21 protein-coding genes and 2 pseudogenes are annotated in these 21576 nt (G+C 61.0%); 7 read left to right on the top strand and 16 right to left on the bottom strand.

What is annotated here, in order from left to right; translation table 11 throughout:
- The first annotated feature begins 389 nt into the window (after nt 1–389).
- The gene (locus HJB82_RS11055; RefSeq protein ID WP_207585482.1) at nt 390–1220 is read left to right on the top strand and encodes an MBL fold metallo-hydrolase; all 831 of its coding nucleotides are present in this window, start codon (nt 390–392) and stop codon (nt 1218–1220) included.
- Nucleotides 1221–1292: 72 nt separating this feature from the next.
- Here the strand turns inward: HJB82_RS11055 and HJB82_RS11050 are convergent, their stop codons facing one another.
- Both HJB82_RS11050 and HJB82_RS11045 read right to left on the bottom strand, forming a co-directional pair.
- Nucleotides 1293–2237 carry a dienelactone hydrolase gene (locus tag HJB82_RS11050; RefSeq protein WP_207585481.1) on the bottom strand — a complete coding sequence of 315 codons (945 nt, stop codon included), beginning with the start codon at nt 2235–2237 and terminating at the stop codon, nt 1293–1295.
- Nucleotides 2238–2276: 39 nt separating this feature from the next.
- Nucleotides 2277–3035, bottom strand: coding sequence for an SDR family oxidoreductase (locus HJB82_RS11045; protein WP_221131828.1), 759 nt, complete (start codon nt 3033–3035; stop codon nt 2277–2279).
- A gap of 98 nt (nt 3036–3133) precedes the next feature.
- On the opposite strand from HJB82_RS11045, the gene HJB82_RS11040 reads away from it, so the two are divergent.
- Complete coding sequence (locus HJB82_RS11040; RefSeq protein WP_221139950.1) at nt 3134–4033, top strand: AraC family transcriptional regulator; 900 nt, start codon at nt 3134–3136, stop codon at nt 4031–4033.
- Nucleotides 4034–4127: 94 nt separating this feature from the next.
- Here the strand turns inward: HJB82_RS11040 and HJB82_RS31580 are convergent.
- Nucleotides 4128–4244 (bottom strand): annotated as a pseudogene (locus tag HJB82_RS31580) (IS1595 family transposase); the annotation flags it as partial.
- Here HJB82_RS31580 and HJB82_RS31575 point away from each other — a divergent pair.
- Nucleotides 4195–4482 (top strand): annotated as a pseudogene (locus HJB82_RS31575) (Tn3 family transposase); the annotation flags it as partial. The pseudogenes HJB82_RS31580 and HJB82_RS31575 sit on opposite strands and share 50 nt — an antisense overlap.
- On the opposite strand, the gene HJB82_RS11035 reads toward HJB82_RS31575, so the two are convergent.
- Nucleotides 4439–4714, bottom strand: a complete 276-nt coding sequence (locus HJB82_RS11035) for a hypothetical protein (RefSeq protein ID WP_221131959.1) — start codon at nt 4712–4714, stop codon at nt 4439–4441. The pseudogene HJB82_RS31575 and the gene HJB82_RS11035 sit on opposite strands and share 44 nt — an antisense overlap.
- On the opposite strand from HJB82_RS11035, the gene HJB82_RS11030 reads away from it, so the two are divergent.
- Nucleotides 4631–5005 (top strand): GFA family protein, encoded by a 375-nt coding sequence (locus tag HJB82_RS11030; RefSeq protein ID WP_221115624.1) that lies wholly within the window; start codon nt 4631–4633, stop codon nt 5003–5005. The two genes, HJB82_RS11035 and HJB82_RS11030, sit on opposite strands and share 84 nt — an antisense overlap.
- Before the next feature lie 75 nt (nt 5006–5080).
- Here the strand turns inward: HJB82_RS11030 and HJB82_RS11025 are convergent, their stop codons facing one another.
- Nucleotides 5081–5833 carry a polysaccharide deacetylase family protein gene (locus HJB82_RS11025; protein ID WP_221115623.1) on the bottom strand — a complete coding sequence of 251 codons (753 nt, stop codon included), beginning with the start codon at nt 5831–5833 and terminating at the stop codon, nt 5081–5083.
- Nucleotides 5830–6924: a glycosyltransferase family 4 protein gene (locus tag HJB82_RS11020; protein ID WP_221139949.1), complete on the bottom strand. Its 1095-nt coding sequence runs from the start codon at nt 6922–6924 to the stop codon at nt 5830–5832. Before HJB82_RS11020 ends, HJB82_RS11025 begins: the two co-directional genes overlap by 4 nt.
- A gap of 180 nt (nt 6925–7104) precedes the next feature.
- On the opposite strand from HJB82_RS11020, the gene HJB82_RS11015 reads away from it, so the two are divergent.
- Both HJB82_RS11015 and HJB82_RS11010 read left to right on the top strand, forming a co-directional pair.
- The gene (locus HJB82_RS11015; protein ID WP_221139948.1) at nt 7105–8823 is read left to right on the top strand and encodes an adenylate/guanylate cyclase domain-containing protein; all 1719 of its coding nucleotides are present in this window, start codon (nt 7105–7107) and stop codon (nt 8821–8823) included.
- Nucleotides 8823–9707 (top strand): FkbM family methyltransferase, encoded by an 885-nt coding sequence (locus HJB82_RS11010; RefSeq protein ID WP_207585474.1) that lies wholly within the window; start codon nt 8823–8825, stop codon nt 9705–9707. Before HJB82_RS11015 ends, HJB82_RS11010 begins: the two co-directional genes overlap by 1 nt.
- 116 nt (nt 9708–9823) lie before the next feature.
- On the opposite strand, the gene HJB82_RS11005 is transcribed toward HJB82_RS11010, so the two are convergent.
- The 4 genes from HJB82_RS11005 to HJB82_RS10990 all read right to left on the bottom strand — a co-directional run bounded on the left by HJB82_RS11005 (nt 9824) and on the right by HJB82_RS10990 (nt 14512).
- The gene (locus HJB82_RS11005; RefSeq protein ID WP_207585473.1) at nt 9824–10894 is read right to left on the bottom strand and encodes a lipocalin-like domain-containing protein; all 1071 of its coding nucleotides are present in this window, start codon (nt 10892–10894) and stop codon (nt 9824–9826) included.
- Nucleotides 10884–13292: an ABC transporter permease gene (locus tag HJB82_RS11000; protein WP_221115622.1), complete on the bottom strand. Its 2409-nt coding sequence runs from the start codon at nt 13290–13292 to the stop codon at nt 10884–10886. Before HJB82_RS11000 ends, HJB82_RS11005 begins: the two co-directional genes overlap by 11 nt.
- A complete protein-coding gene (locus tag HJB82_RS10995; protein ID WP_207585621.1) occupies nt 13289–13948 on the bottom strand; it encodes an ABC transporter ATP-binding protein in 660 nt (219 codons plus the stop codon). The genes HJB82_RS11000 and HJB82_RS10995 overlap by 4 nt, the downstream gene beginning before the upstream one ends.
- A 225-nt stretch (nt 13949–14173) precedes the next feature.
- A complete protein-coding gene (locus HJB82_RS10990; RefSeq protein ID WP_221115621.1) occupies nt 14174–14512 on the bottom strand; it encodes a copper resistance protein CopC in 339 nt (112 codons plus the stop codon).
- A 313-nt stretch (nt 14513–14825) separates the two neighbouring features.
- Between HJB82_RS10990 and HJB82_RS10985 the strand changes: the two genes are divergently transcribed.
- Complete coding sequence (locus HJB82_RS10985; RefSeq protein ID WP_259669607.1) at nt 14826–15260, top strand: Rrf2 family transcriptional regulator; 435 nt, start codon at nt 14826–14828, stop codon at nt 15258–15260.
- Nucleotides 15261–15315: 55 nt separating this feature from the next.
- Here HJB82_RS10985 and HJB82_RS10980 read toward each other — a convergent pair whose 3' ends face one another.
- From HJB82_RS10980 to HJB82_RS10955, 6 genes are read right to left on the bottom strand one after another with little or no spacing between them, the layout of a single operon-like run.
- On the bottom strand, nt 15316–16215 hold the full coding sequence (locus tag HJB82_RS10980) for an RDD family protein (protein ID WP_221139947.1): 900 nt from the start codon (nt 16213–16215) through the stop codon (nt 15316–15318).
- Nucleotides 16212–17288, bottom strand: coding sequence for a stage II sporulation protein M (locus tag HJB82_RS10975; RefSeq protein ID WP_221140073.1), 1077 nt, complete (start codon nt 17286–17288; stop codon nt 16212–16214). Before HJB82_RS10975 ends, HJB82_RS10980 begins: the two co-directional genes overlap by 4 nt.
- A complete protein-coding gene (locus HJB82_RS10970; RefSeq protein ID WP_221139946.1) occupies nt 17288–18607 on the bottom strand; it encodes a DUF58 domain-containing protein in 1320 nt (439 codons plus the stop codon). The genes HJB82_RS10975 and HJB82_RS10970 overlap by 1 nt, the downstream gene beginning before the upstream one ends.
- The gene (locus HJB82_RS10965) at nt 18608–19564 is read right to left on the bottom strand and encodes a MoxR family ATPase (protein WP_221139945.1); all 957 of its coding nucleotides are present in this window, start codon (nt 19562–19564) and stop codon (nt 18608–18610) included.
- Nucleotides 19551–20825, bottom strand: a complete 1275-nt coding sequence (locus HJB82_RS10960) for a hypothetical protein (protein ID WP_221139944.1) — start codon at nt 20823–20825, stop codon at nt 19551–19553. The genes HJB82_RS10965 and HJB82_RS10960 overlap by 14 nt, the downstream gene beginning before the upstream one ends.
- Nucleotides 20818–21573 (bottom strand): hypothetical protein, encoded by a 756-nt coding sequence (locus tag HJB82_RS10955; RefSeq protein WP_221139943.1) that lies wholly within the window; start codon nt 21571–21573, stop codon nt 20818–20820. The genes HJB82_RS10960 and HJB82_RS10955 overlap by 8 nt, the downstream gene beginning before the upstream one ends.
- Nucleotides 21574–21576: the final 3 nt, after the last annotated feature.

The raw sequence follows: 21576 nt of genomic DNA, 5'->3' as shown, positions 1-21576 counted from the left end.
TGCCCGCTCAACCGGGCGATGAGCGCGGGACGACTGGCAAAAACAGCTTCCATTGCGCGGGGTGCTTGATTTCTCGGGCGTGGAATTCGTGATGCTGGCAGGCTGAATTCTGGCGCGAGGTGACAGCAATTGTTTTTTCAATCGTGCGCAACCATCTAATAGGCATGACTTACGGGAAAATGTCCCCGCCCAGCAGCCCGTTTACCGAAAACCAACCATACTGGCTTGCTTTCCGGCGCAAAAGCCGATTGCTTAGGAAAATCTACTCCTTCTTCCGCTAGCGGTTAGGAGAATGAGAGGGGCACAGGCAAACCCGTGGAATTCTACTGCTTCGCATCGGGATAAACTATGATTACGATGGCGATGCGGGAAGGCCGGTTTGAAGAACGATGACGACAGAACTGTTTCAGGTAAAATTTTGGGGCGTCCGGGGCAGTATTCCCGTATCGGGCCCCGAGTTCGACCGCTACGGCGGTAATACGTCCTGCATCGAAATTCGCTGCGGAAAACATCGGATGATCTTCGACGCGGGCTCCGGCCTGCGCGAGGCGGGGCTGTCATTGCTCGCCGACGGCGTCAGCGACGTCGATCTGTTCTTCAGCCATTGCCATTACGACCACATCATCGGCCTGCCGTTTTTCAAGGCGATCTATTATCCCTCGATCAACGTCAACATCTGGTCCGGCCATCTCGACGGCAAGATGAGCACGCGGGAAATGGTCGAGCAGTTCATCAGCCCGCCCTGGTTTCCGGTCAAGACCGACATCTGTCAGGCGACGATGAACTTCCGAGATTTCCATTCCGGACAGGTGCTGACGCCTCACGAGGGCATCGAGATCAAGACCTTCATGCTCAACCACCCGGGCGGCGCCATCGGCTACCGCATCGAATGGCAGGGCCGTTCGGTCGCACTGATCTATGATATCGAGCATATTCCAGGCGCTTACGACCCGGTCTCGCTGGAGATGATGAAGGGTGCCGATCTCGTCGTCTACGACTGCACCTACAATGAAGACGAGATGCAGCGTTTCAAGGGCTTCGGCCATTCGACCTGGGAGCATGGCACCGAGCTTGCAAAGATAGCCGGCGCCAAACGTTTCGCCCTGTTCCACCACGCCCCATCCCGCACCGACGAACAGCTGGCGCAGATGGAAACGCAGGCGCAGGCCGCATTCCCTGAATCCTTTGCCGCCCGCGACAACCAGATCGTGGTGATCTAGGTGCGCAAGAACACCCCTTCCGCTTCAGCAGCCAGAAGGTGACTTGCTAGCAGCCGGGGCGCCGGATGTGGCTTAGTGTGTACGGCGCGTAACGTGCCCAATCGGAGCCGCAAGACCCTCAAGCGCGCCGCACGCGCCAACCCACGCATGTTCATCGACTGCAAGTGCCGTCTGAAGCCAGGCGAGGGTCAAACGTTTCGTGGCTTCCAGTACATCTGGAGCCTCGGTTTCGGTCTCGCGCGCGTCAAGGCCGGCAATCCCGCCAAGCCCGTGTCCGACCTCGCGCAACATCAACAGTGCCTCCGCGCCCGGGCCATCCTGAAAAGCATCCGCATGCCATTCGGGACCGCGCGGGGTGAAATGCGGATCATCCTGATCACCACAGACAACAAGGCTGAGGGTTGTCAGACTGGAAAAATCCACATCGAAGAAGGGAAACCGGCTTGCGTTCTCCTCGGTCATGTCCTTTCCGCCGCGCCCAGGAGCAGCCAGCAGAATTCCCGCCGAAATTCGAGGATCGGAAAAATCCTCACCGTCCACGCGCGCGCCCAACAGAAGCCCAACGGTGTGGCCGCCAAAGGAATGACCGGCCGCCGCGATTCGGGAATGATCCAGCCGCCCGGAGACAGCGGGCGCCTGATGTTCCACCTCAACCAATTGCTCGATGACCGCCTTCAGCTCCTCCACGCGCTCGCGCCAGAAGAAAGGCGCGCCAGGTGCGCCTGCAGGCAAACCGCCGACGCGCGAGCTTGCATGCGTTGGCTGAATGACAGCGAAACCGCGTTCCGCCCAAAACTGAGCCAATGGAGCGTAGCCGTCCTTCGATGGAAGGTAATTTGAGGGGCCGAAACCGTGCGACACGAGCACAATGGGCAGGTGGCTGCCCGTTGCAGGTGCGGTTAAACGCAGTTCAAGCGGCTGGCGGCCTTCCATTGGCAAACGGATTGGGGTGTAGGCTACAGTGAGAGTGGCATCAGGCGTGGGAATGTGGCTGGCGAGATTGATCAGATTGTTCATGGTCGAATATCCTGAGCTTGGGTTTCCGAGTAGTCGCCTTCACGCCACAGGATGACCTGTCTCGCGGAACCAGGTCTGCGCATCCGCCCCGGCAGGGCTCCGCATCGGCGCGTCCGGCTCCGTTACGGCACGCCAGACGGCCTGGGCCACATCTTCCGGCGTCGTCACCTCGGTCCCCGTGCGCAAGGCCGTGAGATAGTCGTGAACGAATGCGCTGTAAGGTTGGGGGATCTCCATTCCCACGCGTGCCACTGCATTCTTCCCGAAGGCGGTCGTCGGAGCCGAGCCGGGCAGCACCAGCCGCGTGCGCACGCCGAAGAGCGCGGCCTCAAGGGCAAGGCTTTCGGTGAAAGCGTTCAAAGCCGCCTTACTGGCGCTATAAATGGATAGTGCAGGCAGCGGCTTGATGGTGACGCTGGAACTGACATTCACGATGACGCCCGCACCTCGTACCCGCATCTGCGGAAGGACCGCTTTGGTCAGCGCGATCGCGCCGAAGACATTTGTTTCGAAGAGGTCGCGGACATTCGACATCTCAGCGCCTTCCAGCACGTTCAGCATGCCAACACCGGCATTGTTGACCAGAGCATCGATCGGCCCGGCGGTTTCGACAGCCCTTATGATGCTTTCCGCATTGGTAACATCCAACGCAATCACTCTAAGGCTTTCAGTATCCGGTAGCAGGTCGGTCCGCGGGGTGCGCATGGTCGCGGCCACGTCCCATCCAGCCTGAAGGAAGGTGTGCGCGATGGCGAGCCCGAATCCGGAAGAGCAACCGGTGACGAGGATCTTTGGCATGTGTCTGTCTCCTGACGATTACGCTGCCAAGAGATGGACTACTTGTACCGGACTATCTATATTCGTTTGTCCGAATTCATTTAGCACAAGTCCAATTCATGACCGACCCAATTGCAGAAGTCGTTTCCCTGCTGAAGCCAATCCCGTCGATATCCAAATTGGTGACAGGCGGCGGCCGCTGGCTCGTCGAGCGCACTGAGCTCGGAAGCCCCTTCTATTGCGCCGTGGTCGAAGGGTGTTGTCGGATGACCATCACAGGTGGTGAGCCGATGCTGCTGACGGCCGGTGACTTCGTGCTGGTTCCGGAAGTCTTCTCGTTCACAATGAGCAGCTTGGAACCACCGCATCGCGGAGCGCTTGCGCAGCGTCTTGAGACTAGTCCGGGTGTATTCCGGTTGGGAGACCCTGATGCGCCGGCCGAGATCAAGGCAATGGTTGGACATTGTGCTTTCGGCTCGGATGACAAGGCTCTTCTCGTCTCGCTATTGCCGGAGGTCATTCATGTCCGCGGTGAAGACCGCCTAACCATGCTGGTCCGGATGATAAACGACGAAACGCGACACGACCGGACTGCCCGAGAAATGGTGCTTCGCCGGTTGTTGGAGGTGATGTTGATTGAGGCGTTACGCTCAACGAGCGGTACGGCTGCGCCACCGGGCCTCTTGCGCGGCATGGCCGATCCGCAGCTGGCGCCCACATTGCGCCGGATTCACGAACATCCAGGTCGCAGTATAACCGTGGAAGCGCTGGCGCAGGATTCAGCCATGTCACGTTCAACTTTCTTTGAGCGGTTCCGGAGAGAGGTTGGTGTAGCCCCCATGGAATACGCAACTGGCTGGCGGATGGCACTGGCAAAGCAACTCCTTCGCAGTGATGTTGCAACCGCAGAGATTGCACAACGCGTTGGCTATGGCTCGGCAAGCGCGTTTAGCGTGGCATTTAGCCGGCACGTGGGAACATCGCCCGGGGCCTATGCGCGATCAAATCCTCTTGGGTAACGGGTAGCTCGATCGCGAAGGCGCGGGCAGACCGGTTTTGGGCTTCCCCTGCCGATATAAAGGTCGGAACTGTTCCTGGTGACACGCGGCTTTATCAACCAAAGACAGCGAGTGCTGATTTGACGATAATCCCACCATCCGGACGTCTTTGACGGCCGGTAGCGGCGCGAAAACTCAAACGCGCCTTCCACAAGCGTGGCGAAATCCGTGACCGGTCCTTCGGCAGCCAGGCATTCTGCGCCTCGGCCCTCAAATCTGGTCGTCAGCGCCCATCGTCCACTGGAACGCCGTCTATCTCAGCCGGGCGACAGCCCATCTGCGCCAGCAGGGCCGAACATCCCCGACGATCTGCTCAAACACGTCTCGCCGCTCAGTTGGGCGCATATAACCTCACCGGCATCTACTTCAGGCCATTGCCGCCTCCAGGCAGAATCCTCCGGGCTGCGTGATGTTCACAATACGTTCGATCTTAGCGCCGGATTTTGAACTGCTCTTGTCCTGCCCCCAGCGCGCTGCAGGCCGCTTTCGCGCTAACGGAACAGATGCCGGTCCTGACCGTTTCCTCGGCATCGCAAGATCGATGAAGCGGATATCCCTATGACCAACCTTTCCGGAAAGTGCCTTTGCGGGCAGGTGCACATCTCTGTTGGCGGCGAACCCATTCGCGTTGGAATCTGTCATTGCATGGACTGCAGGAAGGAAAGCGGTTCGGCCTTTACCTTCTACGGGATCTGGCCCGCCGGCCAGTTTGAGCATTCTGGGGAAACCGGCGAATTCCAAGGCCGGCATTTCTGCAGCGGCTGTGGTTCGCGGCTATTTTCCGTCGATGACGAGGAGGCAGAAATCAAGCTCGGCATTCTGTCCGAAGCCCCGACGCCCCTGGTGCCCGGCTACGAACTCTGGATCAAGCGCCGCGAACCGTGGCTGCGGCCGGTGGAGGGCGCCGAGCAGTTCGAGGAAGACCGTAGATGAGCGGGGCCATCGGAGGCCTTCCGATGGCCAGCCTCGTCCGGCATCGCCGGATCATCGTCGCAGGCGTCGAGACTCTCACCGCTTGAGAAGCGCCGATGCCGCCGACCAGTGGACGGCAGGATGTCGGCCTGTCGCCGCGAATAAGGCCGACAGAAAGTTCCATGCGGCCGCGTCGTGCACCAGATGGTGGGTGAGCACGCCGATCGGCTCGTCGCTGCCGGCAAACCGGTCGTCAAGCTCGGCCACCAGCTCGGCCACCAATTCCGCCTCGCTGCGTCCGCCGCGCGTGCCGTGCCAATCGATGATGTCGACATGGGTGTTGAGAAGCGGCACCGGGCCGTCCTGCTGTGCCCGCCCATAAACCGAAAGTGCCGTAAACCCAAGCGCGGGCAATGCCGGGATGAGGGCGGCATCGATCCGGTTCCACGGCGGCACCAGCACCGGCAGGAAACGGGTGGGATGGAGCCGCTGCAGCAACCGCAGCCCTTCGCCCAATTCGCCGAGCACGACGTCTGCCGGCCGATCGCCGCCGAGTTCCTGCTTCTTGCCCTCCGGCCTCGCATGGTTCGTATGCGACCAGCCATGCACGGCGACAGTGACGCCTGCTTCCCCCGCCAGCCGCGCGGCCAATGCCCCGCCGGTCAGGCCGGGAATGACGGCAAGCGTCAGCGGCACCGCGCTCTCGCCCGTCAGCGCCAGCTGCATCTCCAACGCCAGCGTCGGCTCGACGGCATCGTCATCCCGCAGCCAGAAGCGGGCTACGCGGCCGGCGGCTTGCCAGCGGTCAAGCTCGCGGCGCAGCGGCTCCCAGATCGTCTTGTCGGTCATCGCCTTACTCCTGTTGCAGCATTGTCCTGCAAAATTCCGTCCAATATCTCAGCCGCCCTCGCCAGCGAGCGTTGCCCGAGCACGAAGCGCCGCGCCGCCTTCCCCACGGCGTCGCGCCTCTCCCCGTCGTCGAGCAGGGCAGCGATGGCCGCGGCATAGGCGGCGAGGTCGCCATCCGGCGTCAGCAGGCCGGTCACCCCGGCCTCGACCACATCAGGCACCCCCGCCGTTTCCTGCGCCACGACCGGCAGGCCGGCGGCCTGGGCTTCCAGATAGGCAAGACCATAGGCCTCGCCGCAGCCGGGCCAGACATAGATACCGCCGCGTCCAAGCAATTCGGCGATATCGGCCGCGTCCCGCTCGCCCAGCCATTCGATGCGGTCCGTGGAAAAACCGGCAAACAGCGCCTGAACCGCGTGGCGCATCGGCCCATCGCCGATGACTGCAAGCGTCCACGGCCGGTCTTCGATCAGCAGCAGCGCTTTTGCAAGCATCGTATAACTCTCCATCTTGTCACCCGCACGCATCATCGCCACCACCATCAGCCGCAGCGGATCGGGCGCCGGTGAGACCCTCTTGAACAGCCCCGTGTCGATGAAGGGTTGGAGACCGGCAAGACGCGCCTGCGGAAAGGCGGCCGAAAGCCCGGCCCGGTCACGCGCGGTGAAGCTGATATTGACTGCTGCCTGCAGGATCGCCTCGCCGACTGACTTCTGCACGCCTGCCCAGCCGGTCCTGTCGCGTTTGCCCGCATAGGAGGCTTCGACGGTGACATAGGGGATGACCAATTCGGCTGAAATCACCGGCCCGAACGGGTCGGGCGATTTGTAATAGGGGTGGTAGCAGAACCACAGCTCGGGTCGCGGCGCCGAAGTCCATTTTTCCCGCAGCCGCTGCAGTTCGGTACGGATCGCCGGTTCGAGCGCCGCTGCCGCCTCGGGTGTCGCGGCATAGGTGCGGAATTCTGAAATGATCTCGACTTCATGGCCGGCGTGCTCCAGCGCCCGGATCAACAGCCGCGCCATCAGCCGGTCGCCTGACGGCACCGGATGGTTCGGCGATTTCATCGGCGCGTAGAAAGCCACCCGCATGCACAACCCTCACGTAAGGACACACTGTTTCCAACCGGCATGCCCGGTGGCGAAACTCCGCTATTGTCCATTTCTCTAAAACTTGCGCATAAGCATATGGAATGTGATGGCGATGGAAGCAATTCCGCCTCTTTCTCAATTTCTATGGGCCTGCGGTTGCATCGACAAGAACGGGAATGCATGACGACGGTCTCGGCCACAGGGATTTTTTCGGAGCGTACGATCAGAAGGGCGAGACTTGGTTCCGGCCTCGTCATGTTCATTTTCGTCCTGCTGCATTTGTCGAACCATGCGATCGGTTTGATTTCAGTCTCCGCCGCCGATAAAGCCGCCCGCCTGTTCATGGCGATCTGGCGCAATCCCGTCGGGACGACCATCTTCTATTCGTCGGTTCTGATCCACATCGCGCTGGTGCTGCGCGCCATCTATATGCGCCGCAGCCTGGTGATGCCAAAGGGCGAAATGGCGCAGATTGTGCTCGGCCTTCTGATCCCGCTGCTGCTCATCGATCACATCATCGGCACGCGCATCGCCCATGAGCTCTATGGCTATATCGATGATTACGAGACGGTCGTCGGGTCGCTGTGGATCAGGGCTCCGGGGAATGGTCTGCGGCAGGCGCTCGGTGTCGTCGCAGTCTGGATCCATGGCTGCATCGGCCTGCATTTCTGGCTGCGCTACCGCCCCTGGTACCCGAGTTTCGCGCCGCTGCTGCTGGCGCTGGCGATCCTCGTGCCCGTGCTCTCGCTGCTCGGCTTCGTCGAAATGGGCCGGACGCTCGCCGACCCCTCCTATCAGCAGGCGATTGCCAACAGCCCCTACAAAGCGACCGTCAACACCCGTTACGCCTCGAACCCGGAGGTTATCCGTCAGGTCTCGACGATCCGCGCCGGCCTCTACGGCGCTTTCTCGGCCTCGCTGCTGATCGTCGTCGCCGCCCGCGCCCGGCGCAAGCTGAAGGAGCGCCTCGACCAGGTGGCCGTGCATTATCCGGGCGGCGAGGTGATCCGGGTGCCGCGCGGCTTCTCGGTGCTGGAAGCAAGCCGGCTCGGCGGCCTGCCGCATTATTCCGTCTGCGGCGGCAAGGGCCAGTGCTCCACCTGCCGCGTGCAGATCCTCGGCGATTACGGGAACCTGCCGGTCCCCGACAAGATGGAACAGACGACGCTGAGGCGTATCAATGCCGGCCCGGATGTGCGGCTCGCCTGCCAGCTTCGCCCGAACCGCGATGTCGCGGTGGCGCCGCTGCTCGTGCCGGCGCTCGAAGCGGCCCTTCCCGCCAACAGCCAGGAGACGAGCCCCGGCCGCGAACGCGAGATCGCCGTGCTCTTCGTCGATATCCGCCATTTCACCACGCTGACGGAAACGCGCCTGCCCTTCGACGTCGTCTTCCTGCTGAACCGTTATTTCGCCATCATCGGCAAGGCGGTGGAGCAGGCGGGCGGGCGCCTCGACAAGTTCATCGGCGATGGCGCCATGGCGCTCTTCGGCCTCAACACCGCGCCGGAGGAAGCTTGCCGCCAGGCGCTCAGCGCTGCCGCGGCGATCGTCGCCGAGATCGAGAAACTCGCCGCAGAGCTCGCCGACGAACTGGCGCTGCCGCTGCGCATCGCGATCGGCATTCACACCGGCCCGGCCGTCGTCGGCACGATGGGCTATGGCCGGGTGCGCAGCCTGACGGCGATCGGCGATACCGTCAATGTGGCGAGCCGGCTGGAAAGTGCTGCCAAGGAGTTCGAAGCGGCGATCGTCATCTCCGAACCGGTGGCGGCCCTCTCCGGCGCCGATCTCGCCGGCATCGAAAGCCGTGAAATCAGCGTGCGCGGCCGGGCTCTGCCCTTGAAAGTCTACGTCATTCCGAGAGAGAAAGCGGCAGAACCGCTCGAAGGAAGAGACTGATGCCCGGCAAACCGTGGCTCACCGCCAAATATTGGAGCCGCCGACTGCGCAAGGCGCGCAATGCCGCCGCCTCGCGCCTCTTCGACACCCGCTTCGGCCGCCGCCTGCTGATCGAGACTATCGGCCCGCGCGTCGTCTCGATGACGGTCGATGCCGGCGACCATCTGATGACTTTTTCGCCGTCGGACTATATCGGCCGCAAGGTCTTCCGGAAGGGCCATTTCGAGCGCGACGCCGTCGACCGGCTGATCGTCATCCTGCGCGAGCGCGGCCTCTTGCGAAAGGATGCGACGCTGCTCGAGATCGGCGGCAATATCGGCACCCAGACCGTCTACTTTGCCTTGAGCGGCACTTACGCCCATATCGTCAGCATCGAGCCCGATCCGCGCAATTTCCCGCTGCTTGCCCTCAACATCCGCCAGAACCGGCTGGAGGAAAAGGTCCGCCTCGTCAACTGCGCCGCCGGCGAGAGTGAAGGCGAGATCGACTTTTTTCTCAACCGCAACAATCACGGCAAGAGCAGCGCCATCCGCCAAAGCTCGACGGACAAGAAGATCATCGTGCCGGTGAAACCGGTTCCCGAGATCCTCGCCGGCCTTTCGATCGACCCAGCCGAAATTGGCCTCGTTTGGATGGATATCGAGGGTTACGAACCGGTCGCCTGCCGCTCAATGCAGCCACTGCTTGCCCGCCGGGTGCCGCTCTATATGGAGTTCACCCCGCTCTTCTACGGAGCGGAGGGAACCAAAGCCTTCACAACGATGCTGTCCGGCTTCTATGAGGATTGCGTCGTCATCTTCGAGGACCGCGAGCAAGAGATGAAGGTTTGCGACCTGCCGGGCGATTACGATCAGTACAACGTGCTGTTTCTGCCGACCACGTGACTTCCTGCACGACGTGGAGCACTGAAAGAGTGCAAGTCGGAGGCGAGCGGACGGTCGCTCGCCTGGCGAAGACAGCTAACCGGAAAAATCTCGTCAACGATGAGAGAGGTGAGTGCTTAATACCCGGTCATTTCGAGATATCCGACACCTGACGTGGTGCCCGTGAAGTTTACCGGCCCTTCCCAATAAGGCGTCGAAGTCGCCATCCAGGACTGGTCGTTCAACGGTTTGGTCGTGATATCGAGTGACTTACCCGGCACGCGGATACGCCACTCTACCGGCATCTGGTGCCCATTGACCGTTGCCTCTCGTGTTGGCTCCAACTGAACGTCGTCTTGCGACAGAGGTGTGGTTTGCCCATCCGCGGATATCCAGTTTGCGGAGATGAACCCGTCCATGTTGTCACGCAGGCGAAAAGCCATCAGCTTATCGCCGGATTCCATATGCAGTGAGAACCAGTCCCAGCCTGTTTGATTGGACGCAAGCGGCTGCGACGACCACTCTCGATCCAGCCAAGCCTCACCCGTGACATCAACCGGCGCCCCGGAGATCGAAATAGCGCCTGAGACCTCATAGAAAGGCTGCGAGTAGTAATAACTCGCCTGCCCGTCAGCCGACTTCACGGAAAAGCCGTTGTCGCCCTGCAGCACCAGCGGGCCGTCAGCCTTGAGGTGCAAGCCATAGCTGAAATCCGGCCCGTTTGCGGAGAGCGAAAGGTTGCCAAGAGCAAGCGAGCCTGCTCCATCAGCAGCTGTCGTCTGCCAGTCGTCGATCCACGCCCGAAACGGCATTGACTCAACGCCCGCTTGTCCAACTCCTCCCCGGCCAAAGCGCTCCGCGACATACTGGTGGGTTTGAGTGGTGATAGCCGCATGTCCGATCCAGACCTGCGGATCCGCGAAGCCTTCTTTGTTTCCCGGGGCCAGTGCGGATCGGAAGAGCGTCCATTGCGCGCCGTACTGCTTTTTATCCTCGCCTGTGAGGTTGGCAGTCACATACCACCATTCAATCCGGTAATCAGGATGAGCGCCGTGATCGGCGGGAAACGAGAGAGTGCCGCCATGTTTCGGGATCGCAAATCCCTGCGCATCTGACCCCAGCCCGGCAAAGCCCTGTGCGAAGGCATGTGCGCTTGCGCAGCTCATAACAACAGCCATCAGAACAACTGCCTGCATTCTAACGTTCATTGGCAAAGATCCTCAACAGATCGACCGGATTGACCGAGGCCAGACGCCGAACGGGAACCAACACCGACAGCAATGATGCCAGGAGGGCGATTGCTCCCAGCCGAAGCCAGTCCATTGGAAACACCATCATTGGCAACCGCCATCCAAAGGCCTCGACGTTCACAATCGCCAGCAGCACCCAGGCCAGGGCGAGACCAACCGGGATCGCCGCCAGAAATGTTGCAAGCCAGAGCGCAAGTGTTCGCGCCACTTCATAGAGCGCCAAGTTTCGTCGCCGCACGCCCATTGCCCATAACGGCGCGAGCTGAGGAAGCCGAATACCTGACAGCGTCAAAAGACTTGAGAACATGGCAAATCCTGCCACAGCTAGCGTGAGGACGTTCAGCGCACCCGTCACCTTGAATGTCTGGTCGAAGATGGCTCTCGATTGTCGCTTGAGGGAGGCCTGGTCAACGATCGCGGTATCCGGCAGACCGAAATCTTCTACCAGCTGACGCTTAAGATCCGAGGCTCGCTCGGGAGGCACTCGGACGCCGTAACGAAGTTTGGGTACATCGGGATAGTGATCGACCAGGCCATTGATCCCCACGATCACTTGACCATTTGGATTGCCATAGTCCGAATACACGCCGACGACAGTCGCGCTCCAGCCACCAGGCATCACCAATGGCTGGCCGATCTTAGCTTCGCCGCGACGCCACATCTGCTCATTGATCAGAGCGCCCTGCCCCGCGGCGACCTTTTCCCAGACCTCCTTGTCTGAAGCAATCAAGGGCCAATGCTCACGATAGGTGGGATCATCCGCAACGCCGAAAATCTGGATCTGCTCACCGAAGACTTCACCGTCGACGCTCCAGATTGGAAGGACTGCTGTCGCGCGCTGCGGAAGCCACGCCCGTAGCCGGGCAGCTTGATCCTCATCCTTGGCAGTCACGTAAAGTTCTGCGGCCAGGCGTTGATCCAGCCACCCGATAAACGTCAACCGGAAACTGGCAACCATCGTGCCGACGCCGATGTTCGCCGACAATGCGAGCAGCAGAGCAATCAAAGCCAGCGACAAGCCAGGGAGTTGCATGCGGGTGTCTGCCCAGAACCATTCTACCAGGGCGCTTCCTGCCAATCGATGAGATGCGGTCAGGATGAGGGCAAGAAGTCCAGGTAACATAAGAGCTGTTCCGAGCAGCAGGCAGCCCAGCACCGCAAAGCCCGCCACGAGGCCGGATGCCGTGATCGCAACGACGACGGCCAGGACAAGCAAAACTCCGCCAGCTCCGGCCTGATAAGCCAGTGATCTGGCCGACTCTCTTGCCCACGCCCGCGGTTGAGCGGCAGCCAAGATCGGCAGCTTCCAAACCCGCCAAAGGCTCTGCGCTGACGAGACAGCGGTTCCGCCAAGGGCAATCGCCAGTCCCGCCAACCACCACTCCGGCCGAATGGAAAGCGAACCCGATACATTGGCACCATACAAGCCCCGGAGCGTGGCAGCCACACCCGGCATTAGCAGCGAAGCGATCATGTATCCAAGGATGACGCCGATCAAACCCGATACCAGCGCGAGCACCGAGAGTTCGGCCACAAGCATGAGGGACAGCGCCCGAAGAGAGATACCAAGGGACCGCAGCGTTCGGAAGGTGCCACGACGCTGCTCGAAGGTCAGGCCTGTGGCCGAATAAACGATGAAAAGCCCAACGACGAATGAGAGAAAGCCGAAAGCAGTCAGGTTGAGATGGAAACTATCGGTAATGCGGGCAACGTCTGGCTGGTCAGCCGGTTCGCGAATCGTCAGTCCGGGTGCAATCCGGTCGAGAGCTTGGGCTTTGAGCTCTTGATTGGCAGCGACCACCAGGCGGTCAATCCTCCCGTACTTTTCGAGCAACCTGTCGGCGACGGATATATCGACGAAGGCGGCGCCATCGGGGACATTGTCGTCGACTTTGACAGGCATGTCCGGGCCCCCGCGCAGCCGTTCGGCGGTCGCGCTCGATACCAGAAGCTGTCCGCCGGCTGAAAAGAAGCCCGAGAGATCCGAGCCGCTGACGATCGCCGCACCCGGAGTGTCCCTTGGCATCGTCAGAGGTTCGATGCCAACCAGCCTTATTCGCGTGGTTCCAAGACGGTAAATTCCCTCAATGACCGGCGAAACCTGCAAACCCGCTCGACGCAGGTTTCCATAGATTTCGGTCGTGATACCGCCACCGTTGTTGGCGACGATCTGTCGAAGACTGCCCTGCTCCAAAACGGATGACGCCCGTGCGTAACTTGCCCTGGCCTCGGCGTTGATTGCCTGGACACCAGACCAAAGAGCCGTAGCGAGCGCAATTCCCATTACCAGGGTGAGCAACTGAAGCGGTTTTCGGCGCCAATGAGAAAGAAGCGCTGCGAACGCGACAACCTTCATCCGACAATCTTCCCGCCGCGAAGGACCACTGTTCGGTCCAGACGCTCTGCAAGCCTCGCAGAGTGAGTGACAAGCAGGAGAGCCGATCCCGCTGTCCGCGCCAGACTGACCATCAGGTCAAGGACGACATCCCCGGACTGCTCATCTAGATTGCCCGTTGGTTCGTCGGCGAGAATGAGTGGCGGTCGAGCGGCCAAGGTTCGTCCGATTGCGACGCGCTGCTGTTGCCCTCCAGAAAGCTGCTCGGGGTATCTTGCGGTGTAATCGCCCAGCCCCAATCTATCGACCAACTCTTTTTCCCAAGCGCGGTCGTACCGGTTCGCGAGTTTGGCGTGGAATGAGATATTGGCCGCGACAGCCAGTGACGGAATGAGATTGAACTGTTGGAAGATGAGTCCGACCTTGGTCCTGCGGTAATGTGCGCGTTCGTTTTCACTGAATTGCTTAAGATCTCGGCCGTTCATGACGACGGAGCCACCATCTGCATGGTCCAGCCCTCCCGCCAGATGCAGCAGCGTACTTTTGCCACTGCCGGACTCTCCCGTCAGGGCGACGCTTTCGGCAGCCGCTACGTCCAGATCGACGCCCCTCAGTATCTCAATCGGGCCTTCGGCGGTCGAATAGGATTTTTTGACGCCGGACAGCGTTAGGATCATCATGAATTCTGGAAGCGGCATTGATCGGCGCGTTATCCTCAACTAGGTGAGGTTCTCCTTCACGACAAGGTCCGAAAACCGGCTGATCGATGATAGTTCCTCGCCGCCAGAGCCCTCCAAAGTTCTCGAAGAATGGATCGCAGCGGTCTTCGCTGGCACCGTCGTCCTTCAAGCTCTCGTATCGCCCATAAATTCGGGCACGAGCATGGTAGCTCTACGGCGATTTCATTGGCCAACTTCAATGGAAACGAAGCCCTCTTCGGTATCGCCATCAGTCGTCGGTGTGCTCCACCTGAGCGTATAATTGCCTGGCCGCAGCCTGTCGCGAGTAGAAACAATGACCTCTCCTTGAGCAGGGCCTTCCTTGGCGCCTGCGCAGGCGACCAGATGGTTCCGTTCATCGCGCAGCTCGAAGACAGAGCGGGACAAATCGATCTGATAGGAAAAGGACAGTGAGACGTCAGAGCCTGTTACAGGCAAGATCTGGGCAACACCTGCAAAGGCGGCATGCGGCACCAGCGAGACACCGGCAATGATTGCCCAGATCGTAATTCTCCGCAGCATGGGCGATATCCTCAGAGCTAAGAGATTGAATGCGCAACCAAGCCACCGGGTTCCAGGCGGCAAAGGTCGCGCACGGCCGACACGCTATCGAGGGCGTGATTCGACAATGGCATCAGGTCACCAACGCGCGTCACATTTGTCGACCGGAGGAGGACTGTCTGCCGCGAAATCCACAACTTACGAACTCGTTGAGCGCGCCCCAAAGACAGCCTGCGCGTCTTCGAACAGCGCCCTGATCAACTCGCCCGATGGCAGATGCTGCGTCAGGCGAGTGCCTGTCCCGACGACAGGTTGGTGAAGTCGTCCTGCCCTTTTGCTTCCACTGCACCTGCTGATCCATATGGACCGGCATGAGCAGTCGGCGACCTCCGACATGATTGCGAAGATGCTCAACACGAATCCCGTCGTCGTCCGCCGCACCATGGCCGGCCTTCGCGAACAGGGCTATGTCCGCTCCGAAAAGGGCCACGGCGGCGGCTGGACGCTGCTGCGTCCGTTGTCGGAAATCACGCTGCTTAATGTCTACAACGCGCTCGGCGAGCCACATCTCTTCGCTATCGGCCCCGCCGATGATCGGCCGAAATGCCTTATGGAACAGGCGGTGAATACCGTCCTCCGAGATGCGATGAAGGAGGCGGAGGCCCTGCTCCTGCGGCGGTTGGGCAGCGTAACCCTGGAAGAAATCGCCGCCGACTTCGAAGCAAAACTGACCTCGCGCTCAGCGACGTCCTATTCCTGCGCCTCATGAGGGTTATGTTCCGCAGCAGAGGACATAACGGCTTTCCTTGCATGGCGAAGCCGCTTCAAACCAGCCTCTTCGCCTCTGTCCTCGTATGCTCATGGTACTTGTTTTCGCGCAGCGTTCCGAAAAGCTTCAGGCTCTCCAGATGCTCGCGCTGGGCGCGGTAGAATTCGTTGAGAAAGAACAGTTCCTGGCCGGGCTTCACGGTCTCGGGATACTGGATCCTTCGGGTAATGGTGCGGACGATCTGAGCGATCTCCACGCTGTTGCGGCTCTTCGTCGTGTCGCGGAGCACATCTTCCAGCGTCTGCAGCTCATATTTGCCGTAGATATCGAGATGCTCGGGTGAAAATTCGAATGCCGGCTGCGAGTCGGCGGCGGCAATCGCAGACAGTGCGAGGTCGGACAGCAGCACCGAGCGCGGATTGTCGACCACCAGCGTGCCGGCGATGATGTCGCCGAGCCGTTGCCGGCGCCGGTTGGCGAGCGGAACGATCACGACCACCAGAAGCCAGGCGCACGTTAAAGCGTTTTCCAATCCCGACTTGGTGGCAATCGATGCCAAAAGGGTCATGGGAGCGAAGATCTCCACCTCTTTCATCAGGTTGCGCGCGGTAACCTGATGGGGCGTCAGCCGTCGTCCGTTGGCGTTGATGACGCGGATGCCGGTTATCTTTTTCCCGAGTGTGCGTCCGTTCCAGATCAGCTCCGATAAAATGTAATAGGGGGTCCGCACCAAGAAACCCAGCAAGATGATCAGCATCATCTCGACGTTCGAAGGCAGTATCCCTGTGAAGGCGATAACGAAGGAGCAGATGACGATGAGGATACCGGTGAAGATGATGTCGAGGATTTGCGCGCCGAGGCGGCTGCCGATAGAGCCGATCGCGAAACTGATCGGAACACCCTCCGGCGGGATGAACTGTTCGACGCGGTTGCCGTCCTGAACTGACTGGTTCATCGCACAGACTCACGCGAAACTTTGCTGTCGCGGCCGCCAAACAGCAGCCAGCCCACCCAGAAGAGGCCCATCCCCCAGCCGATGGTGAGGCGCCAGATCGGATCCTGTATCAGCTGGCGAAGGAAACCTTCGATGAAGGCGGCCACGATCAGCATCAGCGCCGCAAGAATCGCGAGCTTGACGGCGTCACGTCCCTGGTGGCGCAACGCCTCCCGGCGGGTTCGTGCCCCCGGCAGAAGAACGGCAAGTCCGAGCCTTGCTCCCCCCGCGCAAGCAATGGCGATCGCCGCAAGCTCGGTTACGCCGTGGATCGAGAGCCAGCCGAAGACGTCGTATCCCAAGCCCTTGCGCGCAAACATCGCGAAGAACGCGCCCAGGATCAGGCCATTGTAAAAGGTCAGGATGAAGCTCGGCACCGACACGAAAATGCCGAGTGTGAAAATCAGCACGACGATGGTGGTGTTGTGGGAAAAGAGAAATGCGGAAAAGGCGGAGAGCCGGTCGCTGTCATGCCCTTCACCGCCATAGATCGTCGAGCGGAGATAATCGGCCGATGCATCCGGGGTGCGCTGGTCGGCCAGTCCCGGCGGCACCAAAGTATAGAACCAGCTGGGGTCGCTGGTGCAGAGCTTATAGCCCGCAAGCGCCCCCAGAACGAGCGCCAGGAAACCGATGAACAGAGGCAAAGCCGATCGGCGCACCGCCTGCGGAATGCCCTGCACCAGCAGGCGGGTGAACAGGCCGCCGAGGCTTTCCTGCGGCGCATAGACCACCAGATAGGCCCGGGCGCAGAGGCTCTCCAGATAGGCGATCAGCGCACGATCGAGGGAAATGTCGCGGGCCACGCTCAGCGAGTTCATCGCCTGCCTGTAGCCGGCGGTAAGATTGCGGACCTCATCATAGCCGAGGGCGGCTGCGCCACCTTTCTCGGCCCGCGTCACGAGGTCGTCCAGCTGACGCCAGTGCATTTCGCGCTCCACCCGGAAGCGCGCCGAGCGAAGCATATCGGTCTGGATGGCGCCGACGTTGACCTTGCCGCCCGTATGTCTCCTGTCGCCGATACCGATATCCATCATATCATCTCACGGGATTTGATTTCGACGTAACGCGCAATAAGATCCGAGGTCAGTGCCTCCGGTGTGCTGTCGAGGCAGAGTACGCCGAGACGCGCCAGCTTTTCCATCACCGTGCGCCTCTCCTGAAGGATCTGGCGCGCTGCGACGGAGCGGGCGATAGCGTCCAGCGTCACCTCCTCGGGTTCCACCAGCTTTGCCAGCATCGGATCGCGCAAGGCGACGTAGACAATGAAATGATGCCGGGCGAGCACCTGAATGTTCTCGATCATCAGCTCCGCCGTGATACTGTCGACGAAATCGGAGAATATCACGATCAGCGAACGTCGTTTCAGGCGCCCCGACAGATGCGTCAATCCCAGCGTATGGTTGCTCTCCTGGGTTTCATAACGCAGCTCGGCGCACATCGTCTGCAGCCGGGGAAAGGCTGCTCTTCCAGGCAAGGCCGGCACGAACGGGCGCGGGCGGCTGTCGAAACTGTAGAAACCCACGAGATCGCCGGCAAGGCCACCGGCCCAGCACATTGCCAATGCCGCGTTGATGGCGCGATCGAGCTTGGTGAAGCCGCCGAGCTGTTCGGCCATGAGCCGTCCGGAATCGATGCACAAGATGATCTGGTGGTTTCGTTCGGCCCGCATCTCGCGCACCACTAGATTGCGCATCCGGGCGGACCGCTTCCAATCGATGCTGCGCGGATCCATGCCGCTTACAAATTCACGCAGCTGATGGAACTCCGATCCTTCGCCACGCAGCCGCAGATCTTTCTGACCGGCTTCCAGCGGCAGGATCTGCGTCCTTATCGCACCTGACAGCACCGGCGATATGTCGGGCAGAACGGCGATCTCTTTTCCCACCGGCATGCGCGCGATCATCTCGAACAGCTTCAGCCGCGACGGCCACTTCAGCCACAGGTCATGGATGGCGTATCGTCCCCGTCGTGTCAGGTGAAGATCCAAAGAGGCCCCGGCAGATTTCTCTCCAGAGACTGACAAGGCGCTCGCCAATCTGCTTTCGCCGACGACAAGCTCGGGAGCGCAATCGAGCCGGATCTCGGTATCGTCAGGCACTGCGCCCTTCCGCGGCCGGATAGTGGCCGTAAACGTGGCGGTGTGGCCGACAAAACCTTGCGGCGGGAGATCGAATTCCACCGTCATCCGGCCCGACAAGGCCGACATGACCAGATCGCCTGCCGTCAACGCCGCAAGCGCGACCCAAAGGCCGAGTAACAGGTAGCCCATATCGTGCCACCACACGCTGACGAAAACCGTCACCGCCGCCAAAATCAGAACAAGTGCGATCAGATACCGGGATGGCCGCATTTAACGGGGCGCATCCACGCGGTTCAAGATGTTGCGGAGCACCTCGTCCGGCGTGCGGCCGTCGATTTCCGCCGAAGGCGAGAGAATGATGCGATGGCGAAGCGCCGACACCAGCAATGCCTGAACATCATCAGGCAAGCCGTAATCCCGGCCCTCGAATGCCGCACGCACACGCACGGCCGAGGCAAGAGCATCGGCGGCGCGCGTCGATGCGCCGTAGAGAATATCGGCATCGGAGCGCGTCGCGCGCACCAGATCGACGACATAGGTCAGGATCGTGCTGTCCAGATGGATCGCATCGATCAGCGCCCGCCCCTCGGCGAGCGTCGCACTGGTGACGAGCGGGCGGATGCCGGCATTGCGCATATCCGATTGCAGCGCCTGCTTCGCATGTTTGGAGAGGATGGCAATTTCCGTATCTCGGTCGGGAAATTCGACGACGAGCTTGAACAGGAAGCGGTCGAGCTGGGCTTCGGGCAGGGGATAGGTGCCCTGCTGCTCGATCGGGTTCTGGGTGGCAAGCACGAAGAAATCCGGTCCCAGGGAATAATCGGTTCCGTCGAGCGTGACCATCCGCTCGTTCATCGCCTGGAGGAGCGCGGATTGCGTCTTCGGCGGAGCGCGATTGATCTCGTCGGCGAGAAGGATATCGGTAAAGACCGGACCCTTGGTCAGGTGGAACTGATTGGTCTGGAAGTTGAAGAGATTAACACCCAGGACATCACCGGGCATCAGGTCGGGCGTGAACTGGATGCGACGATAGACCAGTGCCATGGCGGCGGAAACCGAGCGCGCAAGCAGGGTTTTGGCCGTACCGGGAGGGCCCTCGACGAGACAGTGGCCGCCGGCAAAGATCGAGATCAGGACGAGATCGATGATCGCATCCTGCCCCTGCACCACTTTGCCGATTTCGCCGCGAACCGTGGCGATAAGATTGCGAAATTCACCTAGATCCAAGCTCAATGCTCCCTAGCAATTTTCTGAATATCTCGAGATGGCGGTGGAGGTCCGCCCGCGTCATCACATGTCCGCGTTCGATCAGCGCCTCGGCTGTAGCGTGCAAGGCCTGCGCCCCTGCCTTGTCGCGGCGCGCCAGACGTTGAAACAGCCGCGTAATACCTGCCTGATTGCCGGCTCCAGAGCCGAAGAGCAGCTGCGCTTTATCGGCCAGCAGATGCAGCACGAACTGGCCGGCCATCCGCCCGTCATTGCCCGACAAACGAAGCAGCCGCGCCGTAGCTTCGATCGCGGCGGTCTTCGACAGCTCGATGTTTGCAGATGCCTCACGCAAAGGCGGCCCGAAGCGATACGCGCCGCGCCAGAAGCAGATCGCTGCGACGACGAGCAGTGTTCCCCAGATGACCGACAGCGGATAGGCGAAAAACCGCTTGAGATCGGAGGCAGAGCGCTCATAAGACTTGCCCTCGTCCACCGGTTTCTCGCTGTCCAGAGGCAGGCCGACCGTATCCAGATAGACCGGCCGCGTCTCGCCGGCGCCGCGCAGCAGCGTGACGAGCGACGCGGCGAAGGAGGCGTTATCGGCCAGGGCCATCCCATGATTGTTCAACAGGTCGGGATCCGACAGCAGATAGGCGTGATGATAGTTCTCGCAATGGACGAGCAGCGCACCGGTCAGCGTGCCCGCAAGCTCCCTGCAGGAGGACGGCAGGCGCGCCAGATCGAAGGTTTGCGCTCGATACAAGGCAATGCTGATTGGCTGGTCCGGCTTGAGGCGCGGATGTGCCTCTTCAAGTCCCTTCCCGCTGCGATCGAGACCCAAATCTGAATAACCGATCCTGTCGAGTTCGCCGCGGATGTCGGCGAGATCAACCAGTCCCGCTGCGCTGGCAACACCATCGGTCGACACGCTGCCACGCCATTTCGGCAAAATGATCAGCGTCGGCAGCGCGTAGCGACTTGATTCCTGGACTGAGCTTTCCGGACCCGCCTCATCCGTTTCTTCGCCCGCCTGAGGTGCGACAGTCTCGCCTCGGCGTATCGACAGGGGAACGATGCGCAGCGAGATTTCCGAACTCGCTCTGGCGACATGCGGGTCGGATCGGACGACAGGGATTCCCTTGGCCTGCAGCCACAATTCCAATCCCTTGTTGCCGAGCGGCGAGCGGTCGAAATCGTTGCCCCGCGGCAGCCAGAAGAGTGCCAGTGCCGCGAGCCCAAGCACCAGAACCAGGATTAAAACGGGGGCCGACTTACGCATGGGTCAATCTACCGATCGACAGAAGGTCGCGCGCCGCGGCGAGAAGGGTGCTGAAATGGTTTTCCGCAACGCTGCGACCGCCGTAATGAACGAGTTCCACCGCAGTCAGGAAATTTGCAAGCCGCTCGCGGTCGGGCATATTTTTCGGCAGGCGGGCGAAAACGGCGCGTTCCGTATCGGCACGGAAAAGACGGGTTCCGGTAATATCCGCCGCGTGCAGCAGGCAGTGCCTGAGCAGCAGGACAAGCGCCTGCCGTCGATCCGCCATGGCCGCAATGCGCTGCAGGAAATCGCTCGGCTTCTCCTCAGCCTCCGCGGCCGATGTGCGCCAGCTTTCCGGCGCCTCCCCCTGCCGCTTCATTTCGCGAGGAGCAGAGGAGAGCAAGACACCGCCATTTCCGAAGCGGATCCACAAGCCGATGACCGCGATGAGACCGACAAGCACGACGGCAACCGCCAGAGGACCGCTGACGACCGACTCCCGCGGGATAAACAACGGCTTGCGTTGCGGTGGCGATGTCGTCGTATTCGATGCCGGTGCGCCTTTTGCGGAGGCGTCGCCATAGACCAGCGTACAGCGCAATCCGTTCTGCAAGCACTGCGAGGCATATTCGGCTCCGGCGGCGCTCCTTTGATGAGCATCGCCCTCGGCCTGCGGACTGCTGCTGTCCTGCGCTTGCGCAGGCGGAAAGGGAGCCGAGGTGGCCAGGATCAAAGCCACCAGCAGGCCGGCGTTGCGGATGGTCATGCT

Source organism: Rhizobium sp. NZLR10, assembly GCF_019685125.1.
GTDB lineage: Bacteria > Pseudomonadota > Alphaproteobacteria > Rhizobiales > Rhizobiaceae > Rhizobium.
This window is presented reverse-complemented; position numbering and strand designations above follow the sequence as displayed.

Excerpts from the sequence above, each read along its gene's own strand:
- HJB82_RS11055 (WP_207585482.1), top strand. The coding sequence starts at position 390 with ATGACGACAGAACTGTTTCAGGTAAAATTTTGGGGCGTCCGGGGCAGT.
- HJB82_RS11050 (WP_207585481.1), bottom strand. The coding sequence starts at position 2,237 with ATGAACAATCTGATCAATCTCGCCAGCCACATTCCCACGCCTGATGCC.
- HJB82_RS11045 (WP_221131828.1), bottom strand. The coding sequence starts at position 3,035 with ATGCCAAAGATCCTCGTCACCGGTTGCTCTTCCGGATTCGGGCTCGCC.
- HJB82_RS11040 (WP_221139950.1), top strand. The coding sequence starts at position 3,134 with ATGACCGACCCAATTGCAGAAGTCGTTTCCCTGCTGAAGCCAATCCCG.
- HJB82_RS11030 (WP_221115624.1), top strand. The coding sequence starts at position 4,631 with ATGACCAACCTTTCCGGAAAGTGCCTTTGCGGGCAGGTGCACATCTCT.
- HJB82_RS11035 (WP_221131959.1), bottom strand. The coding sequence starts at position 4,714 with ATGACAGATTCCAACGCGAATGGGTTCGCCGCCAACAGAGATGTGCAC.
- HJB82_RS11025 (WP_221115623.1), bottom strand. The coding sequence starts at position 5,833 with ATGACCGACAAGACGATCTGGGAGCCGCTGCGCCGCGAGCTTGACCGC.
- HJB82_RS11020 (WP_221139949.1), bottom strand. The coding sequence starts at position 6,924 with ATGCGGGTGGCTTTCTACGCGCCGATGAAATCGCCGAACCATCCGGTG.
- HJB82_RS11015 (WP_221139948.1), top strand. The coding sequence starts at position 7,105 with ATGACGACGGTCTCGGCCACAGGGATTTTTTCGGAGCGTACGATCAGA.
- HJB82_RS11010 (WP_207585474.1), top strand. The coding sequence starts at position 8,823 with ATGCCCGGCAAACCGTGGCTCACCGCCAAATATTGGAGCCGCCGACTG.
- HJB82_RS11005 (WP_207585473.1), bottom strand. The coding sequence starts at position 10,894 with ATGAACGTTAGAATGCAGGCAGTTGTTCTGATGGCTGTTGTTATGAGC.
- HJB82_RS11000 (WP_221115622.1), bottom strand. The coding sequence starts at position 13,292 with ATGAAGGTTGTCGCGTTCGCAGCGCTTCTTTCTCATTGGCGCCGAAAA.
- HJB82_RS10995 (WP_207585621.1), bottom strand. The coding sequence starts at position 13,948 with ATGATCCTAACGCTGTCCGGCGTCAAAAAATCCTATTCGACCGCCGAA.
- HJB82_RS10990 (WP_221115621.1), bottom strand. The coding sequence starts at position 14,512 with ATGCTGCGGAGAATTACGATCTGGGCAATCATTGCCGGTGTCTCGCTG.
- HJB82_RS10980 (WP_221139947.1), bottom strand. The coding sequence starts at position 16,215 with ATGAACCAGTCAGTTCAGGACGGCAACCGCGTCGAACAGTTCATCCCG.
- HJB82_RS10975 (WP_221140073.1), bottom strand. The coding sequence starts at position 17,288 with ATGGATATCGGTATCGGCGACAGGAGACATACGGGCGGCAAGGTCAAC.
- HJB82_RS10970 (WP_221139946.1), bottom strand. The coding sequence starts at position 18,607 with ATGCGGCCATCCCGGTATCTGATCGCACTTGTTCTGATTTTGGCGGCG.
- HJB82_RS10960 (WP_221139944.1), bottom strand. The coding sequence starts at position 20,825 with ATGCGTAAGTCGGCCCCCGTTTTAATCCTGGTTCTGGTGCTTGGGCTC.
- HJB82_RS10955 (WP_221139943.1), bottom strand. The coding sequence starts at position 21,573 with ATGACCATCCGCAACGCCGGCCTGCTGGTGGCTTTGATCCTGGCCACC.